This window comes from Ralstonia sp. UNC404CL21Col, assembly GCF_000620465.1.
GTDB classification, from domain to species: Bacteria; Pseudomonadota; Gammaproteobacteria; order Burkholderiales; family Burkholderiaceae; genus Ralstonia; species Ralstonia flatus.
Map to the genome: position 1 here is coordinate 90,590 of NZ_JIBE01000003.1, position 13,098 is coordinate 103,687.

General features: G+C 63.8%; 13 protein-coding genes. 6 read left to right on the forward strand and 7 right to left on the reverse strand.

Annotated features, from left to right (window positions below; translation table 11 throughout):
• The first annotated feature begins 486 nt into the window (after positions 1-486).
• A complete protein-coding gene (lplT, locus tag N511_RS0100450) occupies positions 487-1,803 on the forward strand; it encodes a lysophospholipid transporter LplT (protein ID WP_027677502.1) in 1,317 nt (438 codons plus the stop codon).
• Between the two features lie 31 nt (positions 1,804-1,834).
• Here the strand turns inward: lplT and N511_RS0100455 are convergent, their stop codons facing one another.
• The 3 genes from N511_RS0100455 to tsaB are packed head-to-tail and all read right to left on the reverse strand — an operon-like array spanning position 1,835 to position 3,899.
• A complete protein-coding gene (locus N511_RS0100455; RefSeq protein WP_027677503.1) occupies positions 1,835-2,641 on the reverse strand; it encodes a uracil-DNA glycosylase in 807 nt (268 codons plus the stop codon).
• On the reverse strand, positions 2,638-3,165 hold the full coding sequence (gene rimI, locus N511_RS0100460) for a ribosomal protein S18-alanine N-acetyltransferase (RefSeq protein ID WP_027677504.1): 528 nt from the start codon (positions 3,163-3,165) through the stop codon (positions 2,638-2,640). Before rimI ends, N511_RS0100455 begins: the two co-directional genes overlap by 4 nt.
• A complete protein-coding gene (gene tsaB / locus N511_RS0100465; RefSeq protein ID WP_027677505.1) occupies positions 3,162-3,899 on the reverse strand; it encodes a tRNA (adenosine(37)-N6)-threonylcarbamoyltransferase complex dimerization subunit type 1 TsaB in 738 nt (245 codons plus the stop codon). Before tsaB ends, rimI begins: the two co-directional genes overlap by 4 nt.
• A 173-nt stretch (positions 3,900-4,072) precedes the next feature.
• Between tsaB and N511_RS0100470 the strand changes: the two genes are divergently transcribed.
• Complete coding sequence (locus N511_RS0100470) at positions 4,073-4,342, forward strand: acyl-CoA-binding protein (protein WP_027677506.1); 270 nt, start codon at positions 4,073-4,075, stop codon at positions 4,340-4,342.
• 43 nt (positions 4,343-4,385) lie between these two features.
• Here the strand turns inward: N511_RS0100470 and N511_RS0100475 are convergent, their stop codons facing one another.
• The 4 genes from N511_RS0100475 to N511_RS0100490 form a co-directional block, all read right to left on the reverse strand.
• Entirely contained in the window at positions 4,386-5,843 is a 1,458-nt protein-coding gene (locus N511_RS0100475; protein ID WP_027677507.1) for a DHA2 family efflux MFS transporter permease subunit, read from the reverse strand.
• 90 nt (positions 5,844-5,933) lie between these two features.
• The gene (locus N511_RS0100480) at positions 5,934-6,404 is read right to left on the reverse strand and encodes an SRPBCC family protein (RefSeq protein ID WP_027677508.1); all 471 of its coding nucleotides are present in this window, start codon (positions 6,402-6,404) and stop codon (positions 5,934-5,936) included.
• 242 nt (positions 6,405-6,646) lie between these two features.
• The gene (gene aceB, locus N511_RS0100485; RefSeq protein WP_027677509.1) at positions 6,647-8,227 is read right to left on the reverse strand and encodes a malate synthase A; all 1,581 of its coding nucleotides are present in this window, start codon (positions 8,225-8,227) and stop codon (positions 6,647-6,649) included.
• Positions 8,228-8,300: 73 nt separating this feature from the next.
• Positions 8,301-8,999 (reverse strand): haloacid dehalogenase type II, encoded by a 699-nt coding sequence (locus N511_RS0100490; RefSeq protein WP_012761859.1) that lies wholly within the window; start codon positions 8,997-8,999, stop codon positions 8,301-8,303.
• A 218-nt stretch (positions 9,000-9,217) separates the two neighbouring features.
• Here N511_RS0100490 and N511_RS0100495 point away from each other — a divergent pair, with 218 nt between their 5' ends.
• The 4 genes from N511_RS0100495 (at position 9,218) to N511_RS0100510 (ending at position 13,089) form a co-directional block, all read left to right on the forward strand.
• Positions 9,218-10,147, forward strand: coding sequence for a LysR family transcriptional regulator (locus N511_RS0100495; protein ID WP_004626580.1), 930 nt, complete (start codon positions 9,218-9,220; stop codon positions 10,145-10,147).
• A gap of 84 nt (positions 10,148-10,231) precedes the next feature.
• A complete protein-coding gene (locus N511_RS0100500; protein ID WP_027677510.1) occupies positions 10,232-10,666 on the forward strand; it encodes a universal stress protein in 435 nt (144 codons plus the stop codon).
• A 172-nt stretch (positions 10,667-10,838) separates the two neighbouring features.
• Positions 10,839-12,329, forward strand: coding sequence for an NCS1 family nucleobase:cation symporter-1 (locus tag N511_RS0100505; RefSeq protein ID WP_027677511.1), 1,491 nt, complete (start codon positions 10,839-10,841; stop codon positions 12,327-12,329).
• Positions 12,330-12,354: 25 nt separating this feature from the next.
• Positions 12,355-13,089: an aspartate/glutamate racemase family protein gene (locus N511_RS0100510; RefSeq protein ID WP_027677512.1), complete on the forward strand. Its 735-nt coding sequence runs from the start codon at positions 12,355-12,357 to the stop codon at positions 13,087-13,089.
• The last annotated feature ends 9 nt before the right edge of the window (positions 13,090-13,098 follow it).

Consider the following 13,098-nt stretch of genomic DNA (forward strand, 5'->3'; position numbering starts at 1 on the left):
ATCGGCGCGCCAAAAAGAAAGTGCGCCGCCGTCACCGGAAGCGCACAAGTTTCATGATATAAAGCCGTTCAATTCAGGCATGGGAAAACAGTTGTGATGCGCTGTCAGCATAAGGAAAGTTGGGCACCCGCCACTTCTTTTTGCGCGATGCGGTCACATCCGGTTTGACCATGCGAGCAGGCGAGACCAAAACACATTCCGGGCGGAACGCATGGCCCGAACGTCTGTCAGTGAAGATTCCCGCGGTTGCCCGGCGATGCATGTCTTACAGCACTGCATGGGCCCCGTCCAAGGGAACCACAACCAGGGGAGCCCGCGCGGGCACAGGCTTCGATGCCGCCACCGCGCACCTGTGCGCTGCACGGCCGGTCAGCCGTCGCAACGCTTGGCCGGCACCCCCGGGGGGCACTTCCGAGTGCCGGCATGCTGCCGGCAGGTCGTGAAGAGGAAGATGGCACCGCGGTCTACGGGGATGAATTCGAAGGTATGAAGAAGGGTTTTTACACCATCATGGCGGCGCAGTTTTTTTCGTCGCTCGCCGACAATGCGCTGCTCATTGCCGCCATCGCCCTTCTGACAGAGATGCATGCGCCGCAGTGGATGACCCCGCTGCTCAAGCTGTTCTTCGTGCTCTCTTACGTTTTACTTGCCGCATTCGTCGGCGCGTTTGCCGATTCCCGGCCCAAGGGCAAGGTGATGCTCATCACCAATGCGATCAAGCTGGTGGGCTGCGGTGTGATGCTCACTGGTCTGCACCCGCTGCTCGCCTATGGTGTGGTCGGTTTTGGTGCGGCAGCCTATTCGCCCGCCAAGTACGGCATCCTCACCGAACTCCTTCCCCCTGAAAAACTCGTCGCCGCCAATGGATGGATCGAAGGCCTTACCGTCGGCTCGATCATCCTGGGCACCGTGCTCGGCGGAGCGCTGATCTCAAACCATGTGTCGGCTTGGCTGCTGTCGTTCGACATTCCGGGGCTCGAGCGCATCGACACCCCGGCCGAAGCGGCGATGCTGGTGATCATGGTGATCTACCTGATCGCGGCGCTGTTCAACACGCGCATTCCCGACACCGGCGCGCGCTATCCGCAACAGGAAAAGAATCCGGTACGTCTCATTTCGGAGTTTGCCGACTGCTTCAACGCACTGTGGCGCGACAAGCTGGGCCAGATCTCCCTGGCGGTGACGACGCTGTTCTGGGGCGCGGGCGCCACGCTGCAATTCATCGTGCTGAAGTGGGCCGAGCAATCGCTGGAGCTGAACCTCTCGCAGGGCGCCATTCTGCAAGCCGTGGTGGCCGTCGGCGTGGCGGCCGGCGCCATGGCTGCGGCCGTGAAGATTCCGCTGCGCCGCTCGCTCGACGTGCTGCCGGTGGGCGTGGCAATGGGCGCGGTCGTCATGCTGATGGCGTTCTACACCAAGCACACGATCCCGGAAGTCACGTTCCACATCGGCCATATGAAGCTGCCGCTGTACATGATGATCGCCTACCTGTTCCTGATGATCGTGGGCGCCATGTCAGGCTTTTTCGTGGTGCCGATGAATGCACTGCTGCAGCACCGCGGACACGTGCTGCTCTCGGCCGGCCACTCGATCGCCGTGCAGAACTTCAACGAGAATGTCTCCGTGCTGCTGATGCTGTGCCTCTACGCGCTGCTCATCAAGCTTAACGTGTCGGTGAGCGTCGTGATCGTGTCGTTCGGCATCTTCGTCTGCGTGACGATGGCGCTGGTCATGCGCCGGCATCGTCTCAACGAAAAGCTGTTTCACACCGCCGCGCTCATCGGCGAAGACAAGCACCACTGACGCAGTGCCCGCCCCGCAGGCGGGCCACTGACTACTGGCCGCCGCGCTCCGCGTAAATTTTGCGCGCCAGGCAGAGGTCTTCCCACGCACGCGCCTTGTCAGTCAGCGTGCGCAAGAGGTACGCCGGGTGGTACGTCACCACCACGGGCACACCCTCCACTTCATGCACCTTGCCGCGCAGCTTGCCGACAGGCGTTTGCGTCTGCAGCAGGTTTTGCGCTGCAATGCGACCCAGCACGACGATGATGCGCGGCTTGACCAGCGCAATCTGACGCTTGAGATACGGATCGCACATCGCGGCTTCGTCCGGCTCCGGATCCCGGTTGCCGGGTGGACGGCACTTGAGCACGTTGGCGATGAACACGCCCTTCTCGCGCGACAGGCCGATCGATCGCAGCATGCTGTCGAGCAGCTTGCCGGCCTGGCCGACGAACGGCTCGCCCTGCTTGTCTTCCTGCTCGCCCGGCGCCTCGCCGATCAGCATCCATTCCGCCTCGCGATCGCCAACGCCGAACACGGTGTTCGTGCGGCGCTCGCACAGCTTGCACGAGGTGCAGTTGGAAACGGCGGCTTCGAGCTGTGCCCAGTCGAACGCGGCGATGCGTTGGGCGCGCGGCGCGGCCGTGTCAGATGGCGCTGCCACCTCCATGACAGGCGTTTGCGTTTCAAGTCGCACCGACTCGGACTCAGCCACAACAAACGAATCGGCTTCCACCTCGACGGCCACCGGCTCGGCGACAGCGACCTCGACGGCCTCCACCCCGGCCGGCTCAGCCCCGCGCAAGGTCCATTCGGTCGAAACGCCCAGCGCTTCCAGCATTCGGGATCGACGATTCATGCGGCCTCCACCCCGCTCGCCTCGCACACCATGCGCATGACGAGCGCATCTTCGCGCGTGTTGTTTTCGGCCGGGTAATAGCGCTTGCGCCGGCCGATCTCGGCAAAGCCGATACGGTGATACAGCGCAATCGCGCCGGTATTGGATGGACGCACTTCCAGCAGCAGGCTGCCGAAGCCATGCACCAACGTGAGCGCCGTGGCCAGACGCATGAGCCAATGGCCGAGGCCTTGCCGTTGCCACGCCGGTGCCACCGTCACGTTGAGCAGGTGCATCTCGTCCACCACAGGCATGAGGATCAGGTAGCCCGCGACCTCGTTGCCGCCGTCACGCAACACAATGCCGAGGTGGCCGGACTTGAGCGAATCCTCAAAGTTGCCGCGCGACCAGGGAAATTTGAACGCCGCCAGCTCCACCGCCGCAACGCCCTCCAGATCGCGAGCCGTCATGCGCTCTGCGCGCCAGCCCGCAGGCAGCGGCGCCTGCGTGATGACGCGGGCCAGTGCGTTGTCGATCAGGCTCATGGCTGGGCACCTGCGGCCGCCTTGGCCTGCTGCACCGCTTGGCGCTCTTCAATGGTGAGCGCGACCTTGTCACGGACATAGAGCGGCGCCGCATCTTCAGGCCGCACCGTATGGCCGGCGGCCAGTAGGCGCAGACCCACGGTGATGATTTCCCGAGCGTGCGGCGCAACTTCGGGCAACACAGCGGCGGCCCCTGCAGCGATGCTCAACTGATCGCCGAACACCGCGGCGGCATTGCCCGCCAGCCAATACGGCTGCGACGGCGCGACAACGTTTTGTGGGCCGCTGACCTGGATGGCGGAAAGCGCGTGCCAACCGGATGCGTCCTGCGCCGCATCGGCGGGAATGAAGCTGGCCCAGTAGCACTCGTCCATACGGGCATCGAGCGCAATGGTCACAGCCGTGCCGGCGGGCAACGTTGCGCGCGTCAGCTCGGCGCAGGCAACAAGCGAGTTGACCGGCACGACCGGCAGATCCGCACCAAACGCCAAACCCTGCGCCACGCCGCACGCTGTGCGCAGCCCGGTGAAGGAACCCGGCCCGGCGCCAAAAGCAATCGCAGCGCAATCGGCCAGGGCGATGCCCGCCTCGGCCAGCAATTCGGAAGCCGCCGGCAGCACGCGGCTACTGGAGCGCGGGCCGGTGTGTTCATGGCGGAACAGCGTGCGCGTGCCGTCACCAAGGGCGACGGAACAGAACTCGGTGGAGGTATCGAAAGCAAGAATCCAGGGCATGGCGGCATTGTACCGGCTGGTGTGGCGCCTGAATGCGCAAACCCGTGGCTGCGCCTCTGGAAACCGGGCCAAACATCGCGCAGAAAACCGAAGCCGTCCTCGAATTCAAACGGCCCGACCGCCCAACCCCGGCGCTATCATCGCCAGACCATTGTTTTCAGCCGGGAATCATCATGAGCGACCTGCAAGCCCGTTTCGACCAAGCCCAAATCGACGTCAAGGGCCTCTCCGAGCGCCCCGCCAACATGACGCTGCTGCGCCTGTACGCGCTGTACAAGCAAGGCGCTGAAGGTGACGCGCACGGCGACAAGCCGGGCTTTACCGACATCGTCGGCCGCTACAAGTTTGAGGCGTGGGAAGGCCTGAAAGGCACGGCGCAGGACGAGGCCAAGCAAAAGTACATCGACCTCGTCGAAGAACTGAAGAGCGGCGCAACGACCTGATCGTCGAATCGCCAACGAAGAACCGGGCCCCGTGCCCGGTTTTTTATTGCGCTGCAGGAATGGCGGACGGTAGCTCGCGGCGGCGCATGCGCCATGCGGCCAGCACGGCCAGTGCGCACAGCGTGCCGAGAAAGACGAAGGTCTCGTCAAAGGCCAGGATGCGCGCCTCCGGGTCGACTGCCGCACCGTGCACCGTTTCGATACCGCGCGTGGCGAGCCGCCATTGCAGAAAAATGCCCGTAGCCGACACGCCAATCGCCCCGCCCAATTGGCGCAGGAAATTGACGGCGCTGGAGCCTTGGGCGATCAACGTGAAATCGACACCACGCATGGCGCCCAGGCTCAGCGACGGCAGCACGAAACCCAGCCCGATCCGCCCGATGACGGCGATGGCGATCAGCAGCAGATAGCTCGTTGCCCGGGTGTTGGTCGCCATCAGGAAAAACGAAAGCGCCAGCGCTGCCAGCCCGAACGACACCAACCGGAACGGCTCGATGCGATTGGTCAGCCGCCCCGCCAGCATGATCGTCACGGCCAGCACGAGGCCGGCGGGCAGCAGCACCAGCCCGGCGCGCGACGGCGCATAGGCCAGCGCCACCTGCATATACACCGGCACGAGGTACGTCGAGCCGTACAGCCCGGCCCCGTAGATGAAAGCCACGACCGCCCCCATCGCAAACTGCCGGTAGCTGAACAGCCGCAGGTTGAGCAACGGCGACTCCACCCGCCGCTGCCAGAACACAAAGCCCGCCAGGCACACGGCCGACACGAGCATCAGCACAACGCCGTGCGCCACATCGCCGTGCAGCGCGACCAGTCCGTTGAGCAGCGTGACGGTCGCACCGCCGATCAGCAGCAGGCCACGCCAATCGAGCGGCTTGGGCTCGCCCGCCATCGACGAATTGATGGCCATGAAGCGCCGCGCCATCGCCCAGCCGATCAGCGTGAACGGCATCACCACGAAGAAGATCGAGCGCCAGCCGAACAACTCCACCAGGAAACCGCCCACGCTCGGGCCCACGGCCGGCGCCAGCACAACACCAAAGCCGAACAGACCGAACGCCTTGCCCTGCTCCCGCTCCGGAAACACGCGCAGGATCAGGATGTTGGGCAGCGGCTGCATGATGCCGGCAGCAATCCCTTCCACGACGCGCATGGCGATCATCACTTCGTAATTGGGGGACAGGCCACCCGCCAGCCCGCCGACGCCCAGCAGCAGCAACGCGCCGATAAACGTGCGACGCAGCCCGAAACGCAGCAGCAGCCACGGTGTCAGCAGCATCGACAACGTCATCGCGACCATGAAGCTGGCCGATACCCACTGCGCGCGTTCCTGCCCGAGCACGAAATGCCGGCTCAGATCGGGAATCGCCACGTTCACGATCGTGGCGGAGATGACGGACGACACCGCACCCACCATCAGCGTGAAGAGAACGAGCCATTTGAAGCGCTCGCCGTAACGCGCGCGCAGCGCCTCCAGGGTGGGCGTGAATGTCGTCATGGTCTCGTTGTCGTGATGTGTGAGACGACCAGGGTGCAGGCAGAGCAAACCGGGCCAGCGCCTCCTCCAGCGCCGGCCGGGCGGGACACGTCAGCCGAGGCGGCCGGTGGCGGCGATCTCGCGGATGCGGCGCACGGTGTCGATGTCGGATTCCCGGTAGGCGGATTTGACGATCTCGGCGTAGCGCGTGTCGCCGGTTTCGTCGGCGTTGGGCAGCGTGGTGTCGTAGATGAAGCGGATGAACGCGGCGTTGGCCTCGTTGCTCTCGATCGTCATGGTCAGCGAGCCGCCGGCGTGTTCGCCCGTGGCTTCGGTGGTGTACGTCACGCGCTTGTGGGGCTCGAGCGTCACGCGGTCCTGGATGCGCGCCTTGCCGAACACGAGTTCGCGCTCGACCCAGCCGTCGCCTTCAGCGGTGATGATGCATTCGTCCAGGCTTTCGACAAATTCGGTTTGCTCGCGCACGCGCAGCACCAGGCCTTGCCAGATCTGGTTCAGGGTCAGCGTGTCGATGAGGGGGTTCAGTGGATCGTTGACTTCCACCAGGTGTTCAAAGCGCAAAGCGGCCTCCGCAAGATTTCGTGACATTATCGCGCGGCTTGGCCTGCCTTGCGCCAAATGAAAAAACGCCGGCGGGTTGCCCCAGCCGGCGTTTCCGTTGCGCGCTTTAAGCGTCGCTTAAAAATCGTTCAAGATCCGTAGCGAGCGACCCGAGGTTGGCGCGAGAAGCGCAGCCGTACATGAGTACGGCGAGCATCGCAGAGCCAAGATCGGGGCGCGCAGTAGGACCGTGAGCGATTTTTTTAGATTTCTTCGTACAGCGGCAGCGTCAGGAATTCCGCAAAGTCTTCCGACGTCGACATCTGTTCGAAGATTTCCGCAGCGCGGTCAAAGTGGCCCACCGCGCCCGTCTCCTTCACCTTGGCCAATTCTTCCGGGATCAGCTTGCGCACCAGTTCAGCCGTGACCTTGGTGCCGTCTTCCAGCTTGCCCTTGGGCGAGCGGATCCACTGCCACACCTGCGAGCGGGAGATTTCTGCCGTGGCGGCATCTTCCATCAGGTTGTGGATCGGCACGCAACCGTTGCCGGCCAGCCAGGCACCCAGGTAGTGGATGCCGACGTTGATGTTCATGCGCAGGCCAGCTTCGGTGATCGGCGTTTCCGGCTGGAAGTCCAGCAGGTCGGCAGCCTTCACTTCCACGTCGGGGCGTTGCTTCTCGAACTGGTTCGGCTTGTCGCCCAGCACTGCCACGAATTCCTTCATGGCCGGCTCGACCAGGCCCGGGTGTGCCACCCAGCCGCCGTCGTAACCGTCGGTCGCGTCGCGCTTCTTGTCGTTGATGATGCCGGCCATGGCGATGGCGTTCTTCTCCGGATCGTTCTTGATCGGGATCAGCGCGCTCATGCCGCCGATGGCGGGTGCACCGCGCTTGTGGCAGGTCTTGAGCAGCAGCAGCGCGTAGGCACGCATAAACGGCGAGGTCATCGTCACCTTGGCGCGGTCGGCCAGGCAGAAGTTCTTGTCGACCTTGAACTTCTTGATGCACGAGAAGATGTAGTCCCAGCGGCCGGCGTTCAGGCCCGCGCTGTGCTCACGCAGTTCGTACAGGATTTCTTCCATCTCGAACGCGGCGAGGATGGTTTCGATCAGCACGGTAGCCTTGATCGTGCCTTGTGGCAGGCCGATCTCGTTCTGCGCCATCACGAAGATGTCGTTCCACAGACGCGCTTCCAGATGGCTTTCCATCTTGGGCAGGTAGAAGAACGGGCCGGCGCCGCGCGCGATCTGCTCCTTGGCGTTGTGGAACAGGAACAGCGCAAAGTCGAAGATGCCGCCGGACACGCGCTCGCCGTCGATCAGCACGTGCTTCTCGTCGAGGTGCCAGCCGCGCGGACGCACCTGCAGCGTGGCGATCTTGTCGTTGAGCTTGTAGGTCTTGCCGTTCTGCTCCAGCGTCAGCGTGCGGCGGATGGCGGCCTTCAGGTTGACCTGGCCCTGGATCTGGTTGTGCCAGCTCGGCGAATTCGAATCTTCGAAGTCGGTCATGTAGCTGTCCGCGCCCGAGTTGAACGCGTTGATGACCATCTTGGCATCGACCGGGCCAGTGATTTCCACACGGCGGCAATGCAGTGCCGGCGGGATCGGAGCAACCTTCCAGTCGCCTTCACGCACGGCCTTCGTTTCCGGCAGGAAATCCGGGCGCTCGCCGGCGTCCAGGCGCTTGGCGCGCTCGACACGGGAAGCCAGCAGCTCTTTGCGACGCGGCTGGAAGGCACGGTGCAGCTTGGCAACCAGCGCCAGTGCTTCGGGGGTCAGAATGTCTTCGTAGGCCGGCAGAATCTCGGCCTTGATCTCCATGCCTTGGGGCAGCGTGAGCGCCATGGTTGTTCTCCAGAGGATGATGTGAGGGTTGAACGGGTTCGGTCCTATGGCTGGACCGATTAAATGCAATGCCTTACGTCGCTTGTGTTGCCTGCACGAACTGCAGCAGATCGCGCATGTCGTGGCCGGCCGCGGTGGGCGCCACGTCGAGCGCCTCGGGCGGATGCCCCAGGCGGTTGATCCAGAACGTTGTGAAGCCGTACCACGTCGCGCCGCAGGCATCCCAGCCATTGGACGAGACAAACAGAATCTGTTCCGCCGGCACACCAAACGCTTGTGGCGCCAGCGCATAGGCTTGCGGCGCGGTCTTGTAGAGCTTGACCGCATCGACCGACAGCACGTGATCGAACAGCCCGGACATGCCGGCACTCTTCACGGCAATGTCGAGCATCTGCGGGTTGCCGTTGGAGAGGATGCCCAGCGGCAAGCCCATCTCTCGCAGGCGGCGCAGCGCAGGCACGTTCTCGGGAAACGCCGACAGGCACGCATATTCACGCATCAGCGTGGCTTCGTCGTGGGCGGAAAGCTCTACGCCCAGGCGTGCGGCCGCGTAGCGCAGCGCATCGACGGTGATGTCCCAGAACGGCTTGTAGTGTTCGCCCGACGGGCCGGCCAGCGAGCGGATGCGCGTGTAGTCGATCTGTTTGTCGCGCCACAGCACCGACAGCGCTTCGCCCTTGCCCGCAAACAGTTGCTCGGCGCGCGCGGCCACGGAATACACGTCGAACAACGTGCCATAGGCATCGAAAACCACCGCGCGAATCGAACTCATCAGAAGCTCCACGGACCCGAAGGCCACGCGCTCGCGCGTTCCATTACGCAGAACGCCTTGCCGACCTTCGCAACGAGGGCCATTGTAGAAAAGCTGACGCACCGCACAAAGACGGCAATGGTCACTTGATCTTTAACTTTTACCGACGGAATGACGAGTGATAACCTTTATATTCGTCACAATCCCGCAGGCCCCGGTCGGCACGGTATACATCAGGCATGGATCATTTCAAGCAGCTCGAAACCTTTGTCGCCGTCGCAACACGCGGCAGCCTATCCGCCGCCGCCGCCGCTGAAGGCGTGGCGCCTGCCATCATCGGGCGCCGCATCGACGCGCTGGAAGAACGCCTCGGGGTCAAACTCCTCGTCCGCACCACGCGGCGCATCACGCTGACGTTCGAGGGATCAGCCTTCCTGGAAGATTGTCAGCGCATTCTCAATGACCTGCACAACGCCGAGGCCAGCGTCTCGGCCGGTGGCGTGAAAGCCAGCGGGCATCTGCGCGTGACCGCCCCCGCCGGTTTCGGCCGCCGTCATGTCGCCCCGATGGTGCCGGACTTCATCGAGACACATCCGGATGTCTCGATGACGCTGGACCTGGGCGACCGCGTCGTCGACCTCGTCAACGAAGGCTTCGACTGCGCCATCCGCCTGGGCGATCTGCCCGACTCGAGCCTCGTGTCGATCCGCCTGTGGGAAAACCGCCGCGTGGTGGTGGCTGCGCCGTCATACCTGGAGCGCCGTGGCGTTCCGACGCAGGTGGAGCAGCTTTCCACCCACAACTGCCTGGCCTTTGGCGCCAGCGCCAACGTGCAGCGCGGCTGGGTCTTCCAGCAAGGCGGCAAGGCCGTCACCGTGAAGGTGTCGGGCACGATGGAATGCACCGACGGCGCCGTGCTGCGCGAGTGGTGTTTGCAAGGCTACGGCCTGGCGTGGCGCTCATGGTGGGAGGTCGGGCACGACATTGCCACCGGCAAGCTGGTGACGGTGCTCGACGCCTTTGAAGCGCCGCCGATCGGCATCCACGCAGTGTTTCCGCAGCGCAAGCATCTGCCGCTGCGCGTGCGCCTGTTCATCGACTTCCTCAAGAACACGTATGGCAACCCGGCCTACTGGCGCCGGGCAGACGCCTTGATCGGGATGGATTAGCAATCACCCCGAGTGGGTGAAACACCGCATGCGGCCTACAATCAAGACAAGAACGTCTTCCCGCATCCCACCTCAGGAGGCCGCATGTTCCAGCACATCCTCATCCCGACCGATGGTTCCGAGCTGTCGCGCAAGGCAGTGGCGGGCGCGCTCGACTTTGCCAAGACGCTGGGCGCGCGCCTGACGGCCTACACCTGCCTGGAGGAATACCCGTACACGCCGTTTTCCGAGATCGTCGTGGAGACGCCCCAGGCGTTCAAGGAGCGCGTCGAAGCGCAGGCGCGCGTGGTCCTCAAGGACGTGGAAGACGCCGCCGTCAGCGCCGGCATCACGTGCGACACCGACATGAGCTGCTTCGCCGTCCCGTACATGGGCATCATCGACGCGGCCGAACGCCATGGCTGCGACGTCATCTTCATGGCCTCGCACGGGCGGCGGGGATTGGCCGGGTTGCTGCTCGGCAGCGAAACGCAGAAGGTGCTCACGCATACCGAGATTCCGGTGATCGTCTACCGCTGAAGCGACCTCCCGCAACACGATAACTAGCCGCCTTTTCAGGCGGCTTTTTTTCTCCTTGACTCTTGGCTTCCTGGCGCATACAACTTTGTACACAAAACAAAAACAAGTTGTGTACATTTTTGCGCACAAGATCGCCCGGTCCGGAAACCGGCAAAAAACCAAAGGAGACAGCATGACCACGACCACCGCTTCGGCGGCGCAGGCGGTTGATTCGCCACACGCGCATCCCCACGTCATCATCAAGCCGCACTACGACCCGCGGCTCACCAACGAAGATCTGGCACCGCTGCGCAAGCAGTCCTGGGGCACCTACAACATCTTCGCGTTCTGGATGTCGGACGTGCACAGCGTGGGCGGTTATCTGACGGCAGCGAGCCTGTTCTCGCTGGGCCTGTCGAGCCTGCAGGTGCTGTTTGCATTGCTGGTGGGCATCGTGATCGTGCAGGTGTTCTGCAACCTCGTCGCCAAACCCAGCCAGGCGACGGGCACGCCGTATCCGGTGATCTGCCGCGCGTCGTTCGGGGTACTGGGCGCCAACATTCCGGCCATCATCCGCGGGCTGATCGCCGTGGCGTGGTACGGCATCCAGACCTATCTGGCATCGAGCGCGTTCATCGTGCTGGCGCTGAAGTTCATGCCGCAGCTCGCCCCGTATGCCGACGTTGCGCAGCATGGCTTTGTCGGCCTGTCGACCCTCGGTTGGGCGGCGTTCATGCTGCTGTGGGTCTTGCAGGCGTTCGTGTTCTGGCACGGCATGGAATCGATCCGCAAGTTCATCGACTGGGCAGGCCCGGCGGTGTATGTGGTGATGATCGCGCTGGCCGCATGGCTGGTGCACAAGGCCGGCTGGGACAACATCAACCTCACGCTTTCCTTTCTCAAATACGAGGGCTGGGATGCCGTGCCGGTGGTGCTCGGCGGGATCGCGCTGGTGGTGTCGTACTTCTCCGGCCCGATGCTGAACTTCGGTGACTTCTCCCGCTACGGCAAGGATTTCACCTCCGTCAAACGCGGCAATTTCTGGGGGCTGCCGGTCAACTTTCTCGGCTTTGCGCTGCTGACGGTCATCACCACGTCGGCCACGCTGCCGGTGTTCGGCGAGATGATCTCCGACCCCGTCGCCGTGGTTGCCCGCATCGACAACATCACGGCCGTCGTGCTCGGTGCGCTCACGTTCATGATCGCGACCATCGGCATCAACATCGTCGCCAACTTCGTGTCGCCGGCGTTCGACTTTTCCAACGTGGCGCCGCAGCACATCAGCTGGCGCACGGGCGGCATGATCGCGGCAGTCGCGTCGATCTTCATCACGCCCTGGAACCTCTACAACAACCCCGAGGTGATCCACTACACGATCGACGTGCTGGGCGCGTTCATTGGCCCGCTGTTCGGCATCCTGATCGCGGACTACTGCTTTGTGCAGCGGCAGCAGGTGCATGTCGACGACCTCTACACGCTGCGCCCCACGGGCCGCTACTGGTACCGCAACGGCTACAACCCCGCCGCCGTCTGGACGATGATCCCGTCCGCGCTGATTCCGATGGCGTGCGTGGTCTTCGAACGGCTGCATGTGCTGGCCAATTACAGCTGGTTCATCGGCGTGGGCATCGCGCTGGTGCTCTACACCGTGCTCAGCCGCAAGCAAGGCACCCTCTCCCGCTAACCGGCGTCATCCACGCATCAACAACATGAACATCCGCATCATCAATCCCAACACCACGACGAGCATGACCGCGCTCATCGGCCGCTGCGCGCAAGCCGCGGCCGCATCGGGCACGCGCATCACGGCGGTGAGCCCGAAGATGGGCCCGGCTTCCATCGAAAGCCATTACGACGAAGCGCTCTCGGTGCCCGGCATCCTGGAAGAAATCCGCCACGGCGAACGCGACGGCGCCGATGCCTACGTCATCGCCTGCTTCGGCGATCCGGGCCTCTACGCTGCACGTGAACTTGCGCACGGCCCGGTAATCGGCATCGCCGAAGCGGCCATGCACATGGCCAGCCTGATCGGCAACAGCTTCAGCGTGGTGACGACGCTCGAGCGCACCGTCGGCATGGCGTGGCACCTGGCCGAGCGCTACGGCATGCGGCATGCGTGCCGCAACGTCCATGCAAGCGACCTGCCCGTGCTGGACCTGGAGAAACCCGGCTCCAACGCACGCCAGATCATCCTCGAAGCCTGCCGCAGCGCGCTTGCGCAAGACCGCAGCGACTGCATCGTGCTCGGCTGTGCCGGCATGGCCGACCTGTGTGAAGACCTGAGCGCCGAGCTGCACGTGCCGGTCATCGACGGCGTGGTGGCTGCGGTGAAGCTGGTCGAGGCGCTGGTCGGCATGCGGCTTTCCACCAGCAAGCGCGGCGACTGGGCCCGGCCGCTTCCGAAACCCTATACCGGGATGCTTGCCCCGTTTGCGTTGGCGTAGCGCAAAGCG